21 protein-coding genes are annotated in these 21,175 nt (G+C 65.6%); 10 read left to right on the forward strand and 11 right to left on the reverse strand.

The window, feature by feature from the left end:
• The first annotated feature begins 8 nt into the window (after positions 1 to 8).
• Positions 9 to 1,025 carry a TRAP transporter substrate-binding protein gene (locus JQ635_RS32710; RefSeq protein WP_211413900.1) on the forward strand — a complete coding sequence of 339 codons (1,017 nt, stop codon included), beginning with the start codon at positions 9 to 11 and terminating at the stop codon, positions 1,023 to 1,025.
• A 71-nt stretch (positions 1,026 to 1,096) separates the two neighbouring features.
• Positions 1,097 to 1,735 carry an HAD family hydrolase gene (locus JQ635_RS32715; protein ID WP_211413901.1) on the forward strand — a complete coding sequence of 213 codons (639 nt, stop codon included), beginning with the start codon at positions 1,097 to 1,099 and terminating at the stop codon, positions 1,733 to 1,735.
• Positions 1,736 to 1,765: 30 nt separating this feature from the next.
• Here JQ635_RS32715 and JQ635_RS32720 read toward each other — a convergent pair whose 3' ends face one another.
• Positions 1,766 to 2,782, reverse strand: coding sequence for a carbon-nitrogen hydrolase family protein (locus JQ635_RS32720; RefSeq protein WP_211413902.1), 1,017 nt, complete (start codon positions 2,780 to 2,782; stop codon positions 1,766 to 1,768).
• 197 nt (positions 2,783 to 2,979) lie between these two features.
• Between JQ635_RS32720 and JQ635_RS32725 the strand changes: the two genes are divergently transcribed.
• The 6 genes from JQ635_RS32725 to JQ635_RS32750 all read left to right on the forward strand — a co-directional run bounded on the left by JQ635_RS32725 (position 2,980) and on the right by JQ635_RS32750 (position 7,726).
• Positions 2,980 to 3,936, forward strand: coding sequence for a helix-turn-helix domain-containing protein (locus JQ635_RS32725; protein ID WP_211413903.1), 957 nt, complete (start codon positions 2,980 to 2,982; stop codon positions 3,934 to 3,936).
• A 92-nt stretch (positions 3,937 to 4,028) separates the two neighbouring features.
• Positions 4,029 to 4,253 carry a hypothetical protein gene (locus tag JQ635_RS32730; RefSeq protein ID WP_211413905.1) on the forward strand — a complete coding sequence of 75 codons (225 nt, stop codon included), beginning with the start codon at positions 4,029 to 4,031 and terminating at the stop codon, positions 4,251 to 4,253.
• A 114-nt stretch (positions 4,254 to 4,367) separates the two neighbouring features.
• Positions 4,368 to 5,393 (forward strand): aldo/keto reductase, encoded by a 1,026-nt coding sequence (locus tag JQ635_RS32735; protein ID WP_211413906.1) that lies wholly within the window; start codon positions 4,368 to 4,370, stop codon positions 5,391 to 5,393.
• Positions 5,394 to 5,465: 72 nt separating this feature from the next.
• On the forward strand, positions 5,466 to 5,627 hold the full coding sequence (locus tag JQ635_RS32740; RefSeq protein WP_211413907.1) for a hypothetical protein: 162 nt from the start codon (positions 5,466 to 5,468) through the stop codon (positions 5,625 to 5,627).
• A 92-nt stretch (positions 5,628 to 5,719) separates the two neighbouring features.
• A complete protein-coding gene (locus JQ635_RS32745; RefSeq protein ID WP_211413909.1) occupies positions 5,720 to 7,141 on the forward strand; it encodes an MFS transporter in 1,422 nt (473 codons plus the stop codon).
• 129 nt (positions 7,142 to 7,270) lie between these two features.
• Entirely contained in the window at positions 7,271 to 7,726 is a 456-nt protein-coding gene (locus JQ635_RS32750) for a PEGA domain-containing protein (protein WP_211413910.1), read from the forward strand.
• Between the two features lie 92 nt (positions 7,727 to 7,818).
• Here JQ635_RS32750 and clpA read toward each other — a convergent pair whose 3' ends face one another.
• From clpA to JQ635_RS32765, 3 genes are all read right to left on the reverse strand, one after another.
• The gene (clpA, locus tag JQ635_RS32755) at positions 7,819 to 10,230 is read right to left on the reverse strand and encodes an ATP-dependent Clp protease ATP-binding subunit ClpA (protein ID WP_211413911.1); all 2,412 of its coding nucleotides are present in this window, start codon (positions 10,228 to 10,230) and stop codon (positions 7,819 to 7,821) included.
• A 288-nt stretch (positions 10,231 to 10,518) separates the two neighbouring features.
• A complete protein-coding gene (clpS, locus tag JQ635_RS32760) occupies positions 10,519 to 10,851 on the reverse strand; it encodes an ATP-dependent Clp protease adapter ClpS (protein WP_015685564.1) in 333 nt (110 codons plus the stop codon).
• 743 nt (positions 10,852 to 11,594) lie between these two features.
• Positions 11,595 to 11,933, reverse strand: coding sequence for a phasin family protein (locus JQ635_RS32765; RefSeq protein ID WP_018647402.1), 339 nt, complete (start codon positions 11,931 to 11,933; stop codon positions 11,595 to 11,597).
• Between the two features lie 390 nt (positions 11,934 to 12,323).
• On the opposite strand from JQ635_RS32765, the gene JQ635_RS32770 reads away from it, so the two are divergent.
• Positions 12,324 to 14,171 (forward strand): D-alanyl-D-alanine carboxypeptidase, encoded by a 1,848-nt coding sequence (locus tag JQ635_RS32770; RefSeq protein ID WP_211413912.1) that lies wholly within the window; start codon positions 12,324 to 12,326, stop codon positions 14,169 to 14,171.
• A 218-nt stretch (positions 14,172 to 14,389) separates the two neighbouring features.
• On the opposite strand, the gene JQ635_RS32775 is transcribed toward JQ635_RS32770, so the two are convergent.
• The 4 genes from JQ635_RS32775 to JQ635_RS32790 form a co-directional block, all read right to left on the reverse strand.
• The gene (locus JQ635_RS32775; protein WP_211413913.1) at positions 14,390 to 15,115 is read right to left on the reverse strand and encodes a DnaJ domain-containing protein; all 726 of its coding nucleotides are present in this window, start codon (positions 15,113 to 15,115) and stop codon (positions 14,390 to 14,392) included.
• Positions 15,116 to 15,180: 65 nt separating this feature from the next.
• On the reverse strand, positions 15,181 to 15,927 hold the full coding sequence (locus JQ635_RS32780; RefSeq protein WP_211413914.1) for a VWA domain-containing protein: 747 nt from the start codon (positions 15,925 to 15,927) through the stop codon (positions 15,181 to 15,183).
• A gap of 122 nt (positions 15,928 to 16,049) precedes the next feature.
• A complete protein-coding gene (locus JQ635_RS32785) occupies positions 16,050 to 16,910 on the reverse strand; it encodes an alpha/beta fold hydrolase (RefSeq protein ID WP_211413915.1) in 861 nt (286 codons plus the stop codon).
• Between the two features lie 343 nt (positions 16,911 to 17,253).
• Positions 17,254 to 18,177: a division plane positioning ATPase MipZ gene (locus tag JQ635_RS32790; RefSeq protein ID WP_211413916.1), complete on the reverse strand. Its 924-nt coding sequence runs from the start codon at positions 18,175 to 18,177 to the stop codon at positions 17,254 to 17,256.
• Between the two features lie 283 nt (positions 18,178 to 18,460).
• Between JQ635_RS32790 and panC the strand changes: the two genes are divergently transcribed.
• On the forward strand, positions 18,461 to 19,312 hold the full coding sequence (gene panC / locus JQ635_RS32795; RefSeq protein ID WP_211413917.1) for a pantoate--beta-alanine ligase: 852 nt from the start codon (positions 18,461 to 18,463) through the stop codon (positions 19,310 to 19,312).
• Here panC and JQ635_RS32800 read toward each other — a convergent pair.
• From JQ635_RS32800 to JQ635_RS32810, 3 genes are all read right to left on the reverse strand, one after another.
• Positions 19,309 to 19,749, reverse strand: coding sequence for a DUF1489 family protein (locus JQ635_RS32800; RefSeq protein ID WP_211413918.1), 441 nt, complete (start codon positions 19,747 to 19,749; stop codon positions 19,309 to 19,311). The two genes, panC and JQ635_RS32800, sit on opposite strands and share 4 nt — an antisense overlap.
• 42 nt (positions 19,750 to 19,791) lie before the next feature.
• Complete coding sequence (locus JQ635_RS32805) at positions 19,792 to 20,787, reverse strand: hypothetical protein (protein WP_211413919.1); 996 nt, start codon at positions 20,785 to 20,787, stop codon at positions 19,792 to 19,794.
• Between the two features lie 158 nt (positions 20,788 to 20,945).
• A complete protein-coding gene (locus JQ635_RS32810) occupies positions 20,946 to 21,149 on the reverse strand; it encodes a hypothetical protein (RefSeq protein ID WP_018647393.1) in 204 nt (67 codons plus the stop codon).
• Positions 21,150 to 21,175: the final 26 nt, after the last annotated feature.

The following is a 21,175-nucleotide window of genomic DNA, read 5'->3' on the forward strand; positions in this document are numbered from 1 at the left end:
GCCAATATATGCTGCCTGACCTGCTTCTCCCAATGCGCTCCCCGGCCAAACGGATCCGCGCAATCCTCGCCCTCGCCGCCCTCGTCCTGTCCGCCGCGCCGGCCCTGGCGCAGGTCAGTTGGCGGATGACCACGGAATACCCGCAAAACAACATTTCCGGCATCGGCCTCACCACTTTCGCCGATCGCGTCGCGGCGCGTACAAACGGTTTCGTGACCGTGACGAGCGCTTTCGACAACGAGCTCAAGATCAATTCGGGCGAGATGCCGCGGGCGGCGCTGGATGGCCGCATCGCCGGGGGCGACGCCTTTGCGGGTGCGCTGTCCGGTCTCGACCCGGTGCTCGGCCTCTCCACCCTGCCCTTTCTGGTGCAATCGGTCGACGTCGCGCGCGCCACCAATACGCGGGCGCGCCCGCTCTACGAGAAAGCGTTCGCAGCCCGCGGTTTGAAGCTGCTCTATCTGACGATCTGGCCGGCGACGGGCCTCTGGTCCGATCATGCGCTCGCAGGCGCCGACGATCTGCCGAAGTTGAATTTGCGCGCCTACGATGCCAATTCCAGTGCGGTGATGCGCGCGGCCGGCGCGAATGCGCAATTCCTGCCGATGGACAAGGCGCTTGCCGGCCTGAAGGAGCACCAGCTGAACGCGTTCCTCACCTCCGGCGATGGCGGTGCGGGACGCAAGCTCTGGGACTACCTACCGTATTTCACCGCCATCAACTACGCGATGCCGATCTCGATCGCTTTCGTCCGCAGCGAGGCATTCGCCGAACTGTCCGAGCCGATGCAGCGCGAGGTGCTTGCCGCGGCAGCCGAGACCGAGCAGAGCCAGTTCGCCCTGCTGGCCAACCGCACCTCGGAGAACTATACGCGCATGCGCGACAACGGCGTCAAGATCGCTGAGCCCGCGCCGCAATCTCTCATCGGAGCGCTCCGCAACGCCGCGACCAGCACGATCGCCGCCTGGGAAGCCCAGGCCGGCCCGGACGCCGCGGCGATCGTCGCATGGGCCCGGCAGCAATAACGCGACGGGCCTTGACTTGACGCCTGATCCGACTAGCAACGGGCGGCAGTCTCAACGCCGGTTCCGCCCTGATGGCCACAATCTATTTTGACCTCGACGGCACGCTGACCAACCCGAAGCCCGGGATCACCCGCTCGATCCAGTACGCGCTAGAGCGGCTGAACCAGGCGGTGCCGAGCGAGGACGAGCTGACCTGGTGCATCGGGCCGCCGCTGCTTGCCAGCCTGAAAAAGCTCACGGGAAGCGACGAACTCGCCGACCGGGCGCTGCTGCTCTATCGCGAACGCTTTTCCGATATCGGCCTGTTCGAGAACGAGGCCTATGCCGGCATCGTGGACACGCTGACAACGCTCGCCGCGACGACGCCGCGCATGTTCGTGGCCACCAGCAAGCCCGCGGTTTATGCCACCCGCATCGTCGATCATTTCGGCCTGAAGCCATATTTCGAGCGCGTATTCGGCTCCGAGCTCGACGGCACCCGCGTCGACAAGCGCGACCTGCTGCGCTACGCGCTCGACGAGGCCAAGGTCGATCCTGCCAGCGCGATCATGATCGGCGACCGCAGCCACGACGTGGTCGGCGCCCGCACCAACGGCATGACCGCGATCGGCGTGCTCTACGGCTATGGCAGCGAGGCCGAGCTGCGGGACGCCGGTGCGCATCACATCTGCGCCGCGCATCCCGAGCTGCTCGGCCATTGCGTCGCTTAACGTAAGCCCGTCTTCCCGCGATTGCGGCGATCAGCTCGCTGCTGCAGCGATGTCCGCAGGCTCGATCGTGTCCACCGGCAGCGCGAACTGCTCGACGCGCTGGTATCGCTTCTTGTTGAGCAACAGCCGCGTCACGTCGGGCCGCGAATAATGCCCGGCGGGATCAGCAGCATTCTTGGCGACGCCGATGGCGCCGAGGTCGATCTCGGCAATCAGCAATCCCTCCTGGTCCGGCGCGAGCTTGTCGCCGATCTGGCTGCCGTCGGGGCCGTAGATTGCGGCAAAGCCGCCGCCGGCATGGAGCAGCGCGTGCTTGTCCGGCCGGTCGCAGAGTTCGTCGATCATCGCCTGCGACACCGTCGCGCACGGCGCCAGCACGAAGCATGAGCCTTCCACCGCATAGACGCGCGAGGCGGCGTTGTTGACCTCGGCACCGAGTGCCGGCGCGAAGGGATCGTAGAGCGAAAAGCTCGGCCATGCCGCGACATGCACCTGCTCATTCTGGGCGTACATCGCGTATTTCGACAACGGCTGGAGATGCTCCCAGCAGCACAGCGCGCCGAGACGGCCGATGTCGGGCCTCGCGTGCACGGCGAGGTCGCTGCCGTCGCCCTCGCCATAGACGGTGCGCTCGGCGTGGGTCGGGCGCAGCTTGCGGCGCTTTGCGATGGTCTCGCCATCCGGCCCGATCAGCCATTGCGCGAGATAAAGGCTGCCGCCGTCGCGCTCGGACAACCCGATCACCGCCGTCAGCTTCGCCTTGCGCACGGCATCGCGCAAACGCTCGGCCTGCGGGCTGTCGTAGGACAGCGAATTGTCGAAATAGCGCTGCACGAAACCGCGGCCGATCGCCCAGGCCGGCGAGTCCATCCAGATATGCCAGGGATAGCCGGGGATGAAAGCCTCCGGGAAGGCGATCAGCTTGGCCCCCTTCTCGGCCGCCTCCTTGATCAGCGCGATCGACTTGTCGATCGAGGCGTCGAGATCGAGCCAGGCGGGCGCCGCCTGCACGACCGCCACCTTGTATTTGGGATGTTCGATGCCCATGGCCGCCTCCATTGCCGGTTGATCGCGGACCTCGTCCGATGCAGTCTATTTGGCCAAGCCAGGCGGCCGGGCGCTCGACCATGGCGGCACAAAAACTCGACCGGACGGGATCGCCGCCCCGGTATGGGATTTGCCTCCCGTCAGGCTGGATCTGCGCCAACTTGCGATTTCGCGGGATGTGAAAGGGAGGCTTGCCGATGCCAATCCAGTTCACGACGGACGGCAGCCCCGGCTACCGGCGGCTCGCCCTCTGGCAGGACATCGTCTGCGACGTCTTCGTCGGGCTCGACTGCAAGTCCGACCTCGGCAGCGCCTTCCACGGCTCGGTGACGCAAGCCCCGCTCGGCAAGGCCGTATGCTCCGACGTCTGCTCCGACCGCCAGCACGTGTTCCGCACGCCCTCGCGCATCGCGCGCTCGGACCAGGATTTTGTGCTGATCGCCCTCGGCAATCGCGGCGACGGCGGCGTGGTGCAGGACGGCCGCGAGACCGTGATCCATCCCGGCGAGTTCGCGCTCTACGACACCACGCGCCCCTATGAGCTGAAGTTCAACGACAGTTTCACGCAGACCATCTTCAAGGTGCCGCGCGAAATGCTGCAGCGGCGGCTCGGCGGCACCGAGACGCTCACCGCGATCTCGTTCGGCGCGGATGCGCCGCTGGAGCGGCTCGCCTACGACTTCATCTTCAGGCTCTGCCAGAGCGCGGACCGGCTCGCGCCGAACAATGCGGCCGCCCTGTCGGAGCAGGCCGTCGATCTCCTGGCGATGGCGCTGAGCGAACGGCTCGGCGGTACCTCGCTGCCGTCCTCGACCCACCGCTCCGCCCTGCTCTACCGGCTCAAGGCCCATGTCCGCGCGCATCTCGCCGATCCCGACCTCTCACTGTCCGAGACCGCCGCCGCGCTCGGCATCTCGCCGCGCTATGTGAACGATCTCCTCGCCGACGAAGAAACGTCGTTCCAGCGCTACGTCCTTGCTGAACGTCTCGCCCAATGCCGGCGCGACCTCGCCTCGCCTCTGCTCGCCCATCGCCACATCAGCGAGATCGCGTTTGCCTGGGGTTTTAACGACCTCTCGCATTTCGGCCGCGTCTTCCGCGAGCACTTTGGGATGTCGCCGCGCGATTTCAGGCAGAGCCAGTCGCGGCACTGAGCAGCCATCTCCGCGAGCCTTCGTTAGCAGCGAAGGCAGCGCTCGCCAATTCCAGATTGTCTTGTGTTGCGGCCGGGATCAGGCTGCCACGCATGAGGACTCACGCGACGATAAGCGGATCGGAGCTGCTGCTGAGCGTGATCGCGATCCGGCTCGCGGTGCTGGTCGTGGTAGGGTGGAGTTTGACTCTGCTGCCGCAGCAGGCTCGCAATAGTGAGATTGCTTGCGGCCCCTCATCCGTAGCAAGGATCGAGGCGAAGATCGTCGGCCCGCGCATCGTCGACGCCGCGCTCGACGACATGCTTCGGCACGACTAGCCCGCTCCGAAGCAACGCCGGTATGTGAGCGCGTCGTAGGACAACGCACCTGCTTGCGCTAGTTTCGGCAACAAGGCCGCACCGATCAATCAGCAGCCAGCCAAGGAGCTATCGATGGAATACCGACGCTTGGGCCGGTCCGGCCTCATGGTGCCTGCTTTGAGCCTGGGAACGGGCACGTTCGGCGGCGTCGGCCGCCTCGCCGCCTGGGGCACAACGGACGCGACCGAAGCGCGCCGCCTTCTCGATATCTGCCTCGAGGCCGGCGTCTCGATGTTCGACACCGCCGACGTCTATTCGCTCGGCGAGTCCGAGCGCGTTCTGGGTGAAGCCATCAAGGGCCGCCGCGACAAGGTGCTGATCTCGACCAAGGCGACTTTCCGCTTCGGCGACGGCCCCAACGACATCGGCTCGTCACGCCAGCACCTGCTCGCGGCCATCGACGGTTCGCTGAGCCGGCTCGGCACCGATTACATCGACCTGTTCCAGCTCCATGGCTTCGATGCCTTCACTCCGCCCGAAGAGGTGCTTTCGACGCTCGACGTGCTCGTGCGCGCCGGCAAGATCCGTTATGTCGGCGTCTCGAATTTCTCGGGCTGGCACCTGATGAAGTCGCTCGGCGTTGCCGACAAGCACGGCTTCCCGCGCTACGTCGCCAACCAGACCTACTATTCACTGATCGGGCGCGACTATGAATGGGAGCTGATGCCGCTCGGCCTCGACCAGGGGATCGGGGCCGTGGTCTGGTCGCCGCTCGGATGGGGACGCCTCACCGGCAAGATCCGGCGCGGCCAGCCCAAGCCGGAAGTCAGCCGCCTGCCCAAGACCGCCGAGTTCGGCCCGCCCGTGCCGGACGAGCACGTCTATCGTGTGGTCGACGCGATCGACGAGGTCGCGAAGGAAACCGGCAAGAGCGTCTCGCAGATCGCGCTGAACTGGCTGCTCCAGCGCCCCACCGTTTCGACGCTGATCATCGGCGCGCGCAATGAGACGCAGCTGCGCGAAAATCTCGGCGCGGTCGGCTGGTCATTGACCAAGGACCAGGTCGCCAAGCTCGATGCGGCGAGCAAGGTGACGCTGCCCTATCCCTACTGGCATCAGCGCACGACCTTCACTGACCGCAATCCGCCGGCGGTGTAGCGGCCCGCCCTTGAGCTGCATCAAGCCCGCTTGCGTCGGCCGTGGCACGCTGCGGCCCTCGTGAGGCTGCCGATGCGCCGATTTGCCATGAAGGCCCTGTTCACGGTGCTCTCTCTCAGAAGGGCTGAGCGAGAGAGGATCGACTGGGATCGCCGTATCCTGGTCTTCTCGACGGCGGTGACGCTCGGACTCATCGCCCTCTATGTCTGGGGCAAGGCGACCGCGCGCTGGTAATTGCGGTTCCGGAACTATCGCGATCCTGCCCTGTTGGCGCAATACTCGGCCACCTGGCGGAGTTCGATTCGCCAAACCAGACGCTGCTCACAATGTCGACAGTCACCATCGAGCACGCCGACGGACTGCCGCTGCCGCAGCGCCGATGGGCCATTCTGACCATCGCGCTCGGCATCACCATGTCCGTGATCGACGGTGCCATCGCCAATGTGGCGCTGCCGACGATCGCGGCCGACCTCGATGCGAGCCCCGCCTTCTCGATCTGGATCGTCAACGGCTATCAGCTCGCCATCACGATCTCGCTGCTGCCGCTGGCCTCGCTCGGCGAGATCGTCGGCTACCGGCGTGTCTATCTGGTGGGGCTTGCGCTGTTCACCCTCGCCTCCGCACTTTGCGCCGTCGCGCACTCGCTGCCGCTGCTGACGATCGCGCGCATCATCCAGGGTTTTGGCGCGGCCGGCATCATGAGCGTCAACACCGCGCTGGTGCGCTTCACCTATCCGCACGCGATGCTCGGGCGCGGCATCGCACGCAACGCGCTGGTCGTGGCGGTGTCGGCCGCGATCGGGCCGACGCTGGCCTCGGGCATCCTGGCTGTGGCAAGCTGGCCCTGGCTGTTCGCGATCAACGTGCCGATCGGTGCGGTCGCGGTTGCGCTCGGCGCGCGCTGCCTGCCGCACACGCGCCTGGCGGCGCATTCGTTCGACTGGCAGAGCGCGGGGCTGAGCGCCGTCACCTTCGGCGTCGGCATTTTCGCCGTCGACAGCGTCGGCCATGGCGAGCCGCTCCTCACCTGCCTGATCGAATTCGCAGTCGCCGCGATCGCGGGCGCCGCCCTGATCTGGCGCGAGACGCATATGGCAGCACCGCTGCTGCCGGTCGATCTCCTGCGCATCCCGATCTTCGCGCTGTCGATCGCGACCTCGATCGCCTCGTTCTGCGCCCAGATGCTCGCCTTCGTCGCGATCCCGTTCTACCTCCAAAGTCGCTTCGGCTATTCGGCCGTGCATATGGGCCTTCTGATCACGCCCTGGCCGATCACGGTGGCGTTCGCCGCCCCGCTTGCCGGGCGTCTCGTCGAACACTATCCGGCCGGCCTGCTCGGCGGTATCGGCCTATTGCTGTTCGCAGGCGGGCTCGCCTCGCTGGCGATGCTGCCGGCCGAGCCCGGCGCCTTCGACATCGCCTGGCGCATGGCTCTCGCCGGCTTCGGTTTCGGCCTGTTCCAGACGCCGAACAACCGCACCATGATCGCCGCCGCCCCGCGTGAGCGCTCCGGCGGCGCCAGCGGCATGCTGGGCACCGCCCGCCTGCTCGGCCAGACCGCCGGCGCCGCGCTGGTCGCGCTGTTCCTCGGCCGCTACCCGCAGGAGGGCACCAGGATCGCGCTGCTCGCCGCCGTCGGCTTTGCCCTGTGCGGCGCGCTGCTCAGCATGTTGCGCCTGTCACCCGCGGGCGCGCGCGGCGCCGAGCATGTGCGGGTGCAGGACGGGCAGCGGATGAAGGGGGAATAACCAGGAGCCACGCCCAGGTTTCCTGCCGATCACGCACGCAACCTGTGCGTGGCTTAACTATCCGGAGCAGTAACCCATTGCCCTCGCGCTCCGGTTGCGATTCATTGGCGGCGGGACAAGGGGCATTTCATGCGATCATTTGGAATAGTGGCGCTCAGCGTCATGCTGGGCGGCTGCGCGTCCGTCACGCGCGGTACGACGGAAAATATCAGCATCTCATCGACACCTTCAGGCGTGGAAGCCGTGGTCAGCGGAATGGAGGTTCCGACCACCTGCACGACGCCCTGCTCCGTGGTCGTCAAGCGAAACGCCGACATCTCGATCACCTTCCAGAAGGAAGGCTATGAGCCGCAGGTCGTGCCGCTCAGCCGGGACATCCAGACCGGCGGGGCCGCCGGCTTCGCCGGCAATCTCCTGTTGGGCGGTGTCGTCGGCATGGGCGTCGATGCTGCGACCGGCGCGGCAACCGATCACAAGCCCAATCCGGTCATCGTGACGATGCAGCCGTCCGTCCGTGCTCGACCGCCGGCTCCGAAGAAGCCACGTCCTCCGGCAGCCGCGCCAGCGCCTGACACCGGTACCTGAGGTCGCTCTGCGGCCGGAGATCGGCGTCAACAATATCGGTCCAACAAAAAGGCCGGCTTCGCAGCCGGCCTTTTCGATTCATCACATGCCGATCAAGCCTTGACCAGCGGCCCCTTGGAGGTCGGCCCCTTCGAGCCGCCGGGGCCGCCCGGCTTGTTGGACTTGCCCGGCGGGCGCTTGCGGGTGCCGGGCAGCTTCTCCTGCTTCGGCGTGACCGGGCCCTCGACGAACTCGAAGCCGATCTTGTCCTTGGTCTCGTCGGCCTCGTCCTTGACGAGAACGACGCGGACGTGCCCGCCGCCCTTGAGCTTGCCGAACAGCACCTCGTCGGCCAGCGGCTTCTTGATGTGCTCCTGGATCACGCGGGCCATGGGACGTGCGCCCATCTGCTCGTCATAGCCGTGCTGGACCAGCCAGGCCTTGGCGGGTTCGGACAGCTCGATGGTGACGTCGCGGTCGCCGAGCTGCGCTTCGAGCTGAAGCACGAACTTCTCGACCACGGTGCCGATGACCTCGACGCTGAGATGGCTGAACGAGACGATGGCATCGAGGCGGTTGCGGAATTCCGGCGCGAACTGCCGGTTGATCGCCTCGTGGTCGTCGCCTTCCCGCTTGGAGCGCGTGAAGCCGAACGCCTGCTTGGCGAGATCCGAAGCACCCGCATTCGTGGTCATGATCAGGATCACGTTGCGGAAATTGACCTGCTTGCCGTTGTGGTCGGTGAGCCGGCCGTGGTCCATGATCTGAAGCAGCACGTTGTAGAGATCAGGATGCGCCTTCTCGATCTCGTCGAGCAGCACCACGCAATGCGGATGCTGGTCGACGCCGTCAGTGAGCAGGCCGCCCTGGTCGAAGCCAACATAGCCGGGAGGCGCGCCGATCAGGCGCGACACGGTGTGCCGCTCCATGTATTCGGACATGTCGAAGCGCAACAGCTCGACGCCGAGCGACGCCGCGAGCTGCTTTGCGACCTCGGTCTTGCCGACGCCGGTTGGCCCTGAGAACAGGTAGCAGCCGATCGGCTTCTCCGGCTCGCGCAGGCCCGCGCGTGCGAGCTTGATCGAGGCGGCGAGCGACTCGATCGCCTTGTCCTGGCCGAACACGGTGCGCTTCAGGGTCTGCTCGAGATGCTTGAGCACCTCTGCATCATCCTTCGACACGCTCTTCGGCGGGATCCGCGCCATCGAGGCGATCGTGGTCTCGATCTCCTTGATGCCGATGGTCTTCTTGCGCTTGTTCTCGGCGACCAGCATCTGCGCCGCGCCGGACTCGTCGATCACGTCGATCGCCTTGTCGGGCAGCTTGCGGTCGTGGATGTAGCGCGAGGAGAGCTGCACCGCAGCCTCGATCGCCTCATTGGTGTACTTCAGCCGGTGGTAGTCCTCGAAATACGGCTTGAGGCCCTTGAGGATCGCGATGGCGTCCTCGACCGTCGGCTCGTTGATGTCGATCTTCTGGAAGCGCCGCACCAGCGCGCGGTCCTTCTCGAAGTGCTGGCGGTATTCCTTGTAGGTGGTCGAACCCATGCAACGGATCGTGCCCGAGGCAAGCGCCGGCTTGAGCAGGTTCGAGGCATCCATCGCCCCGCCCGACGTCGCGCCCGCACCGATCACGGTGTGGATCTCGTCGATGAACAGGATGGCGTTGGGATGTGCCTCGAGCTCCTTGAGCACCTGCTTCAGGCGTTCCTCGAAGTCGCCGCGATAGCGCGTGCCGGCAAGCAGCGTGCCCATGTCCAGCGAGAACACGGTGGCAGCCGCCAGAACTTCCGGCACCTCGCTGTCGACGATGCGCTTGGCGAGGCCCTCCGCGATCGCGGTCTTGCCGACGCCTGCTTCACCGACGAACAGCGGATTGTTCTTCTGCCGGCGGCACAGCACCTGGATCGCGCGGTTGATCTCGGAATTGCGTCCGATCACCGGATCGATCTTGCCGTCGCGCGCCTTCTTGTTGAGGTTGACGCAATAGGTCTCGAGCGCTTCGCCCTTCTTCTTGGCGTCCTCGTTACCCTTGGCCTCGGTCTCCTCGTCGACGCCGCGCACGGGGCGCGCCTCGGAGACGCCCGGCCGCTTGGCGATGCCGTGGCTGATGTAGTTGACCGCGTCATAGCGCGTCATGTCCTGCTCTTGCAGGAAGTAAGCGGCATGGCTCTCGCGTTCGGCAAAGATTGCGATCAGCACGTTGGCGCCGGTCACCTCTTCGCGACCCGACGACTGCACATGGATCACCGCGCGCTGGATCACGCGCTGGAAGCCGGCGGTCGGCTTGGCATCGTCTGCGCCATCCGTCACCAAGTTCTCGAATTCGGTCTCAAGATAATTGACGAGGCTCGTGCGGAGCTTGTCGAGGTCGACGCTACAGGCGCGCATGACGGCGGCTGCATCGGAGTCATCGATCAGGGAGAGCAGGAGATGCTCGAGCGTCGCGTATTGGTGATGACGCTCGTTTGCGATCGCCAGCGCACGATGCAGGGATTGTTCAAGGCTTTGGGAAAAAGTCGGCATTCGCGTCCTCTATGGCCCCCACCATCATGGTCGTGATCGCCCGGTCAGGCAACAACAACCTTTGTCACATATAGTTATACAAGACCGCGGCGAAAGACCGGTTCCGCGACTCTGCAGCTAGCCACCTGGGCTATTTTCAATGCAAAACCCGTTCCGATTTGGGCGAGATCGGCGCCGGCGCAAAATTCTTAAATCCTGCCGGCTGCAACAGACGTCGCGCGCAGGCATCGCGCGACAATCACACTGCGACAGACATGAGAGCCGGCCTGGAGAGGCCCCGTAAGGTGACTACTTCTTTTCCATCACGCATTGCAGCGGATGCTGGTGCTTGCGGGCGAAGTCCATCACCTGCGTCACCTTGGTCTCGGCGATCTCGTAGGTGAACACGCCGCACTCCCCGATACCGTGATGGTGAACGTGCAGCATGATCTTGGTCGCCGCTTCGACGTCCTTCTGGAAGAACTTCTCCAGCACGTGGACGACGAATTCCATCGGCGTGTAGTCGTCGTTCAGGATCAGCACGCGGTACAGGTTCGGCCGCTTGGTCTTCGGCTTGACCTTGGTGATGACAGAGGTGTTCGGACCCGTCGGACCGCCCGAACGGTTCTCGTCATTGCTCATCCGGGGAGCGAGGGCGGCGGTGGCCGCGGACAGGTCGAGTCTGGACAACAGTTGCGGCATGGCTCAGGCGTTCAAATTCCCCACGGAAGCGTATGACGGTCCGCCGCAGAGCCCCGGCCTCCGGAGCTTCACACAGGCGCGCCGCCTCGTTGGATCGCCGCTTCCCACCGGTCCGGTCCAAGCCGTATCGGTCGTCAACAATATGGGCCCGCCCCCAGCTCGCCGCAAGCGTGCAAAGGTCCGGCCGATGCGGCCGCGACGGTCCCGATTCCCGATCCGGACAATCCTGACCGAGGTTAATCAATCCGGACCGATTTGACAAAAATTTCCGCGCCGCCTGGTTAGAACATGTTGATCAGGAACCGGCCGGTCAACTGAGCCGCGACGGTTTCGCGCGGGATCATCTCCGGACTTCTACGGTCCAGTCGAGCTGCCTTTGAATCGAGCGGCGCGAAATCGGGCAAGGACAAAGCTGTGCGAAACGCCGGGGCCCGCGAGCATTATGATCTTCGTGGAGGTGAACACCGGCAGCGACCCCATCGCCGGCGCATCGCAGTCTTGCGCGAGCAGCACAAGCAAGCTCGTCCTGAACAATTCGGCGAACCCGACCGTCCACACATTCAGGAAGATCGAACGAGCTAACCGTCCGAGCCGCGCCTAGTGCGCCAAGACGAGCCCATCGCGACAAACGAAAAGCCCGGCTGTTCAGCCGGGCTTTTTGCTTCCAGGATATCCGGGAAAGATTAGTTGGCGGCCGGGGTGAACTTCGACACGATGGTCTCGACCGGCTTGAACGCCTGCTTGGCGAGGTCGTTGTAGAGGCCGGCGATCTTCTGCGATTCCGCGACGAAGGTCTCGTAGGCGGAACGGGCGAAGTCGGTCTGAGCTTCCATGGCCTTGTCCAGCGACTTCACGCCGGAAAGCTTCTCGACGAAGGACTTGGTGTCTTCGAACGACTTCTTGGTGTAGTCGCCATAGGCGCTGGCGATCGCCTGAAGGCCGTGCTGCACCGAGGTAGCGGAGGCAACGCACTGCTCGAAGTGCTCTTTCCCGTAGTTCTGAAAGTCTTCAACCTTGAACATTTCGGAATCCTTTTCCCTGGCTCTCGTCGGGAAGCCCCGGCTCCCTGACTACTGCCCATAATTAGTGCAACGCACAATAAAGTCAAGAATCTTGTGCGACGCACAAAACTAGATGCAAATCGCAGAGATTCCCGGGGTTTCCCGCAAGGGTTCCTTAAGCTTTTGGAAACCGCGGCCCCCTACCCTGATTCCCTGGACGTGTTCAGCTTCCGCAATCGGCCAATAGCCGTTTGAGAACATCACCTTAGCCAGAACAGCGGCTCAGGCCCAACGTTCCCCGCAGTGAACACAAGCGGAGGGACGAGCCTGAGCAGGTAATGATCCCGGGTCCCATGGGCACAATTTCGCCTCACGGGCCGGTGATCAAGTCAGAAACGGGGACGGGGTTCCATGCTTCGTAAAAACTTGTCTTCCTCGCGCTTGGCGCGGGTTGGCGTTTTCGGGCTTCTTACGGTCACCACCGCAGTCATCTTCACCAACGATGCTGCCGAGGCTCGGCGCCACCGGCGCCACTATGCGCACCACCGGGTGCAGCGCGATGTGTCCGAGAGCTCCAGCCCGAAATTCGCGTCCATCATCGTCGACGGCAATTCCGGCGCGGTGCTCCAGTCGAACAGCCCGGACGGCATCCGCCATCCCGCTTCGCTCACCAAGATCATGACGCTCTATCTGCTGTTCGAGCGTCTTGAGTCCGGCAAGATGAAGCTCGACACCGAGATGCCGGTGTCCCAGCACGCCGCCGATCAGGATCCGACCAAGCTGAACCTGCGCGCCGGCCAGACCATCCGCGTCGAGGACGCGATCAAGGGTCTCGTCACCCGTTCCGCCAACGACGCCGCCGTGGTCATCGCGGAAGCGATCGCCGGAGATGAAGACGACTTCGCCCAGATGATGACGCGCAAGGCGCGCTCGCTCGGCATGTCCAGGACGGTCTACCGCAACGCCAACGGCCTTCCCAACGACGAGCAGGTCACGACCGCGCGCGACCAGGCCACGCTCGGCCGCGCCATCCAGGAGCGCTTCCCGCGCTACTATCGCTATTTTGCCACCTCGACGTTCAACTGGCGCGGCCAGTCGATCCGCAACCACAATCACCTGCTCGGCAGCGTGGAAGGCGTGGACGGCATCAAGACCGGCTACACCCGCGCCTCCGGCTTCAACCTCGTCAGCTCGATGCGCCGCGGCAACCGCCATCTGATCGGCGTGGTGCTCGGCGGCCGCAGCGGCGGCTCGCGCGATGCCATCATGCGCAACCTGCTCGCGGAGAACCTCGACAAGGGCGCGACCACGCACACTGTTGCTGCCGTCACCGAGCGCAACGGCGCTGATGCTTCTGCCGATGTCGCCGACGCGTCGGATACCCCGGCCCGCGCTGCCCCGCAGGTCCAGGCTGCTGCGGCCCCGGCTCCGGAAGCTGCCCCGTCCCGCCTCGCTGCGCGCCTGTCGACGCTCGCCGCGGCGACGGCCGCGGTGCCGCCGGCCCCACCCAAGCCGGAAGCGAGCAAGCCTGAGGTCCGGCCGACCGAATCCAAGATCGAGCCCGCGCCGCTCACCAATGGCGTGATCTCGAGCCAGCCGCTCTCCATCATCCCCGGCTCGTCCGAGCCGATGAAGCCGGTCCGGGTCAAGACCGTTCAGGTCAAGGCCGGCGCCGTGAAGGTCGCCTCTGCCGCCCCGGCTCCGGTCGCTCCGCAAGTCACGAGCACGATTGCCTCCCGCTCCGACGTCGCGGAAACCTCGGGCGCCGTCGTCGCCCGCGCCGATCTGATCAACAAGCCCGAGCCCCAGAGCCAGCCCGAAGCGCCGAAGGCAGACGTCGCCCGTACCGAGTTGCCGCGCCAGCCGGCCGGCTTCGGCACCGGCAATGGCATCCTCGGCGTGCTGCCGGCCGCAACCACCGCTGCGCCCGCCCCGGCCGCCCCGAAGCTTGCGTCCGCCGATCCGGCGCCGCAGCCGATCCAGATGAGCGCCACCACCAAGCCGGCCGTCCACAGCGGCTGGATCGTCCAGGTTGGCGCGCTCGAGAGCGAGAACGAAGCCCAGCAGCGCATCGACGCCGCGCGCAGCTCGGCCCGCGGGCTCCTCAGCAAGGCCGATCCGTTTACCGAGCCGGTCGTCGCCAAGGACAATCGCAAGCTCTACCGCGCTCGTTTCGCCGGGCTCGAGCGCGACCAGGCCGAAGCCGTCTGCCGCGCCCTGAAGCGCGCCGACATCTCCTGCATCACCGTGCGCAACTGATCGTTCGCACCGCCCCAGTCAAAATGCCCGCGCCTTGCGCGGGCATTTTTGTTTTGGGGATGCGGCGGGGCCTGTTCCGCGACAACCTCTCGTCAACAATTTACGGTTAAATTTTTACTCAAGATATCGACCACGCCGACAATGGCGGGCATCGGGGCGACGACAGACAGAGCAAACGGAGCTCACGCGGTACGGGCGTTTGTAGCGTGGTGCCGGAGTCAGCCGTTATGCGTGCGAAGCAGAGTATCCTTGGCCTCGTTTACCCGGGCAGCGAGATACGTCGAGCCCCCCTGGTCGGGATGGAGTTTCTTCATCAGGGACTTGTGGGCCCGGCTGATGTCGTCGCGCCCCGCCCCCGGCTGCAGGCCAAGGATCTGGTAGGCTTCCTCCGCCGTCATTTTGCCACTCGCCGCCGTGCGGCGCTGCCTCCCTGCCGCATCGCCCTGCGCGTTCTGACGCCAGGCGGGAAACCGGCGGTCCAGATAGCTTTCAAGTAAGGCCACGCTCTCGGCGTCGAACGCCGGGACCATCGCCAAGAGGCCCGCGAGATCGAACTCGTCGAGATCGCGCCCTGCGTGAGGGCCGGCAATGATCTGGCCGCCGAGCCGGCCGGAATCGTGGTCCAGCCGCATATCGAGGAATGCCGAGCGCACCCGCGAGGCCTGACCGGTCGGGCGCGTCGCGCCGCCGCCGAACAGCCCGCCGATGTTACCGAAGCCGGCGTTCGCCAATGGCGTCCAGCCGAGCAGCCCGGCGCCGAAAATTCCGAGCGGGATTGCCACCGCCAGCTCGCCGCGCAAGCCCGTGAAGGCCGCGACCGCCAGTGCCACCACGCCGCCGCCAAACTTGATGGTGCGCGCCAGCACCGCCGGATTGGCGGAGCGGAACATCTGGAGCAGCAGATAAAGCGTGATAACGGCGACGGCGCCGGCGATCAGGGTCATGTCCGGAATATAGTCGGCCTTGCGACAAAATGCATGGCGTTCGCCGCCGAAGGCGAGCCTGAGCCCTACTTCATCTGGCCGATCAACATCGCCGCGCCGCTCGTGGTCGTCGCCAGTTTCAGCAACGCCTCGCGGCCGCCGGCGGCGTAGGCGGCAGCTGCGCGCAACAGCTCTCGCAGCTGCGCCGCCGCGCCCGGATCGAACCGGCACCAGGCGCCGCCGGTCAGGCGCGCGATCTCGCGAAACGCCTGCTCGGCTACGGTATCGCGGCCTTCCTGAAACAGGAAGACGGGCACCTTGAGCATGCCGAGCTCGCCAGCCTTGGCGCAGAGCTCGTCGACGTTCTCCTCCATGGCATCGCCAACGAAGACAACGGCGCGCACGCCGGACGCGACCGCCTCGCGCCGGGCCTCGCTCAGCACCTTGCCGATCTGGGTGTCGCCGCCGCGGCAATCGATTTTGCTCATCAGCGTCGCCAGTTTGGTGCTGTCGGAGATCCAGCCCGAGGCGCGGCACTCGTTGAAGCCGCGATAGTAAACCAGCCGGATGTCGAGACTGCCGAGCGCCGCGGTCTCGCGAAACATGTCCGCCTGGAGCGCGCAGGCCATGTCCCAGGTCGGCTGCCGGCTCATCGTCGCATCCAGCGCGAAGATCAGCCGCCCCTTCGCGCCGGGCGCGTGCGGCGACAGCGCCCGCGCCTTGGCGACGAAGGCGGCAATGTCCTCCGAGGTCGACGTGCCGGCCTGCGGCACCGCGCCACCGGCCCTCGTCGAAACGGCATCACCGCGCGGCTTGATGGGTTCGCCCGACATCGCTGCTCAACCAAGCGTGGGGGACTAATGTGGCGAGCGCAGGCAGCCCGGTCAATGTGCAAAGCCTCCGCGGGCGGACGCCGGCGGAGGCTTTGAAATCGATGCTAATGATGAGGGAGGCGTCAGCTCTTGGCGGGTCCCATCAGAGCGACCGGACCGGGCTCGAGGATCTTGGGCGGGGACGATTGCGTGTCGACCGGCGCCATCTCGCTGTCCGTCGCACTCAGGAACTTGTCGAGCATGCCCTGGATCGAGTTCTTGGCCGCATCCGGGCCAGTGTCGCGCATGTCGTTATGCTGGAATTCGGTCTTCACGACCTGGATGCCCGCCTTCTCGCATTCCTCGTCCGTCGGGATCACGCCCGCATCGGCCTTGAACTGCGGATCGGTGGAGCGGAACGACAGGATCTTGAACTTGCCGGCGGTGACGAAGGGCACGCGCAGATTGTCGAGCGTGACGACCTTCTTGACCTCATCCGGATACTGCTTGGCGAAGTACATGGTGATGTCGCCGCCCATGGAGTGGCCGACCATCGTCACCTTGTCATAGTCAGCGTTGGGCTGAACCTTCTTCATCTCCTGCATGGCGAGATGGATGTTGGCGACGCCGCGCAGGATCTGCGGCAGCCGGCCGACATAGAGCTCGCCGGGCTTGGTCACCATCGGAGGATCGGTCGGCAGGTCATGCTGCGGGCTCACCACCATGTAGCCGCGCGCAGCGAAGATGTTGGCGAGGAAGGCGTACTCGGTGTTCTTGACGGTATTGCCGTGGTTGATCACGGCGACCGGCAGCGTGATCATGCCGGCAGTGGCCTGCATTTCCTTGTCGCGGCGCACCGCGATGTCGACGGGCACCGGACGATTGTCGCGCGAAGCGTCGTAGAAGGTGATGGTCTCGTGCTTGATCGCCCACTTGCTCGCCGTGAAATAGGCGACGCCGCAGAGGGCACTGACCGAAACCAGAACGGCAATTCCACGCTTCATTTTCGTCCTCAGCCTCAGGCTCTTGCGGCCTGAATCCCTGTTGAAAATCGTGTTCTTCCGAGGCTCTTCGGCCCCTGGTCGCCTATTCCCTAATATATGTCACAGCAGCGTGACAGGAAGGCTAAATATTGTGAACCGCCAGCCCTTTCATTGTGCGGCGCACTCATTTCTTGGGCACCCCATTCTCATACCGTTACGTCAGGGTGCAGGTCCCCATCCGACGCAACCAGTCGCGATGGGGTTCAATTTCGCAGTAAACTTGGGGTGAAACGGCCGAGCGCCGACTTGGTTCCGGGCAGGAACAACCGCTTAGATCGGCTGGAAGTAGCGATATACCGCCGCCTCAGGCGCCGAGGATGTCGTGAACCTCGAGCGGCTTGTCGACCTGGCTGAACCATTCGGCGCGATTTGCCGCACGGCGGCGACCGCGCTCGTCGAGCGGAAGCTTGAGCTGGCGGAGCAGGCTCGTCACCTCCTCCCGCGCGGTGAGATGGCCGAGATTGGGCCGCATGCCGAGCGTGGCCTCGTCGATCTCGTCGAGGGCGGTCAGGCCGCGCGGGAAGAATTCGCGGTAGACGACGCGCTCGGCGAAGCCGTCGACATAGCGGAAGCCGAGCCGCAGCGACAAATCCTTCAGCCCGTCGGCGACGAGCTGCTTGTTGCGGGAGCCGAGCATGGACAGGCGGTTGCGCACCACGATCCAGTCGGTGGTCGAGCCGTCGAGCTGGCGGCGCTTGCGCCTGACGTCCCGCACCATCTCGGCATAGTGACTCTCGCCCGTCACCGCATAGTTGGTCGGATCGACGGTGCCGAGCACGTCGAAATCGAGGAAGCTGTCGTTGATCGGCGTGACCAGCGTGTCGGCCATCGAATGGGCGAGCCGCATCAGGTAGCTGTCGGTGCCGGGCGTATCAATGACGATGAAATCGAAGCTGCTCTCGACCGCCGAGACCGCCTCCATGAACTGCTGGAACTCGGAGTTCTCGTTGTCGGCGATCTGCATGGTCTCGCCGAGCCTGATGCAGCGATGCACCGGCAGCTCGAGGTCGAGCTTGGTGCGGCGGGCCCAGGCGGCGCGGTTGTCGATGTAGTGGGTGAAGCTTTGCTGGCGGCAGTCGAGGTCGATGGTGGCGACACGCTGGCCGGCCTTCAGAAGCGCAACAGCGATGTGCAAGGCGGTGGTCGATTTGCCGGAGCCGCCCTTCTCGTTGCCGAGCACGACCACATGCGCCGAGCCTGACTGGCCTTGGCTAGCTTGCACGAGCATAGCGATCCTCAACACCCCTAACAAATATCTTCGAGTTGGCCGCGTCTGCGGTCAAGTGAAATGCGTGACAGGTAATGCAAATCGCAGCGCGCCGTTCTTCATGATGAATGGCGGCGCCATTCATCGTCTGTGATCCAGCCCACAATGTCGCAACATCGCGCGTGGTTTTGCGCGGGATGCTGTGCCGCATCCGTGCGCATGGCGTCCACGACTGCCGATTGTTAAGGTTAGCCGGCAAGGCGCCGAGCCGTTCGCCGCTGATTCCCAACCCCGTCGAGTCCTGATGTCGCCAAGTCCCCTGATCGCCCGCACGGTCCCCGCGCTCCGGCGCGCCGTCGACAATCTTCGCAAGCGAAAGGCCACCATCGCGCTGGTCCCGACCATGGGGGCGCTCCATGACGGGCATGTGTCGCTGGTACGTCTCGCCAAGCGGCGCGCCAGCCGCGTCGTGGTGTCGATCTTCGTCAACCCGACCCAGTTCGCTCCGACCGAGGACTTCGGTGCCTATCCGCGCACCTGGAAGTCGGACATCGCCAAGCTCGCGGCCGAGGACGTCGATATCGTCTGGCATCCCGGCGTCGAGGCCATGTACCCGGAGGGCTTTGCCACCCGCATCGCGCCGGAGGGACCGGCGCTGGCCGGCCTCGAGGACCGCTTCCGGCCCCATTTCTTCGGCGGCGTCGCCACCGTCGTCGGCAAGCTGTTCACGCAGTGCCGGCCGGATGTCGCGATCTTCGGCGAGAAGGACTTTCAGCAATTGCGGGTGGTGACGCAGATGGCACGGGACCTCGATCTCGGCGTCAAGGTGATCGGCTCGCGCACCGTGCGCGAGCGCGACGGGCTCGCGATGTCCTCGCGCAACGTCTACCTCTCGGCGGAGGAGCGGCAGACCGCGACCACGCTCTACCGCGCCATGAAGGAGAGCGCCGGACGCATCCGCGGCGGCGAAGCCATCGCGCCCGCCATGGCGCGCGGCGCTGCGATGATCAAGGCGGCCGGCTTTGCGCTCGACTATTTCGAGGCCCGCCACGCCGCAACGCTTGCAGAGGTCACCTCGCGCAAGGACGGGCCCTTGCGCATCCTCGTCGCGGCCAAGCTCGGCACGACGCGGCTGATCGACAATATCGCGGTTTAGAGCAGCCCGAGATCGCGCAGCTCGCGCCGCATCGGCTCTGGCATGGCCGCGATCGAGCCGGCGGCAGATTTACCGAGATCGGGCGGCACGGAATCCTCGGTGAGATAGCGCCAGCCCTGGAAGGGGCGCATCGGCCGCGGCGACACCGGGATCACCTTCGGCTGCATCACGATGCGGCAGCGTCCGATACCGTCCTTGTCGCGGAACGGCTCGATGCCGATGATCTTTTCGCGTGCGGCGATCTCGCCCTTGATGACCCAGTAGAGCGACCCGCCGGCGAGGATCTCGGCATCGCGCTTGGGCACCATGCGGGTGATGTGGATGTGGTGTTGCGGCAGACCCTTCTTCTTGGCGGTCTGCATCCGTTCGGCCACCCACTCCTTCAATTCCTTGACGGAGTCGCAGCCGACGGCGAGCTTGATCAGATGGAGTGGCATGCCCCAGCATTAGCCGGGCAGCCACGCATTTGGAATGCCGAACTACTCGTTATCCGCAGCCGGAGCAGCCGGCGCGGAAGCCGGTGGCGCGAGCGGAACCGGTGCTGCAGCCGGCGCACGCGCGGCCTTCGGCGCCGGCGGCTTCTTGGCGGCCGGTGCCGCGGGGGCCGCAGCCTGCGCCGAGGTCGCGGCCGGCGCGCGCGGCGCCGCGGGCGCAGCGCCGGCGGCAGGCGCCGCCTGGCGCGTCGCCGCAGTGGGAGGCTCCGGATTCATGATGCTCACCGGCGGCGTCGACGAGGCGCTCGGGAACTCCGCATTGGTCGGCTTGCCCGTCGGCATCGACGGCGGCATCCCCGCGAGCGCGGCCGTGGCGGGCATTGCCGGCGACGCCGCAGGCGCATTCCAGGTCGGGGCGTAGCGTGCGACCAGCGTGTCGTAGAGATGGGAATCCATGTTGGCGGCGACCTGCTGCTGATCCGTCAGCGAGCGGAAGGCGGCACAATCGAACTGCGTGCAGCCGTCGCGCGCGACCAGCACCTGCGCGACGAGGCCGTAGCGATCCCGCTCCAGCGACTTGCGCAGCACCTTCATGTCGAGCGTCAGGCTCTTCTCGGCGGTCGCGGCATCGCCGAGCGCGGTGAGCCGGTCGATCCTGACCGCGGTGTAGGCAACGGCCGCTGCTGCGGTGTCGGGGGCGCCGAACAGCGCCTTCTCGCAGCCTGCGGCCACGGCATCACCGGCGAGGCCATCGAGACAAGACAGCGCCGGCAGGCTCGCGGTGACCGCGGCTTGCGCGCGTGCCTCGGTCGGCGCGTCCTGCGCCTCCGGCCCATAGACGCGCACCGTGGCAGCCCCCGCGATGGCGATGGACAGCAGCGTAATTACCGTCAGCGCGCCGTTGGCGACCGACCTCTCGGCGCGCAGCAGCGTGACCAGCAGGATCAATCCGAAGAATGCGGCCGCGGCCAGCGTCATCCACATCGGGAGGGCCGGCGAGCGCCAGGTTTGGTCGAGCGAAGTGGCCCATGCCCAGTTCATGCGCGACGTCCCCTCACGCGAGCAGCGAGCGAATGGTCAAAGCGAGCACCGCGAGTCGGCAACTGCCCCCGCCCCCACCTTGTGAAGGCGAAGCGGGCCTTTTGACGGCGAGCGGAGCAAATTCCTCCGCGATGACAATGGGCGGTGTCGGCGGCGCGTCAGGACAGCGCCAGCTGACTTTCCTTGGCGACCCGTTCGAACGCCTCGGTCGAGCTCTTGATCCGGTACTGGCAGTCGTCGCCTTCCGTCGGCAGCAGGCGGATGACCTCATACGAGCCGCTGGCAGCGGGGCGCGCGACGTTGCTGGCCGTGAACAGAACGCGCGTTCCAACGGGGAATTTGTGCTTCAACACCCTCTCCATAACTCAAACAACGCCTGCCTCGCCCA

It is taken from the genome of Bradyrhizobium iriomotense, assembly GCF_018130765.1.
In the GTDB taxonomy this organism is placed as follows: domain Bacteria; phylum Pseudomonadota; class Alphaproteobacteria; order Rhizobiales; family Xanthobacteraceae; genus Bradyrhizobium; species Bradyrhizobium iriomotense_A.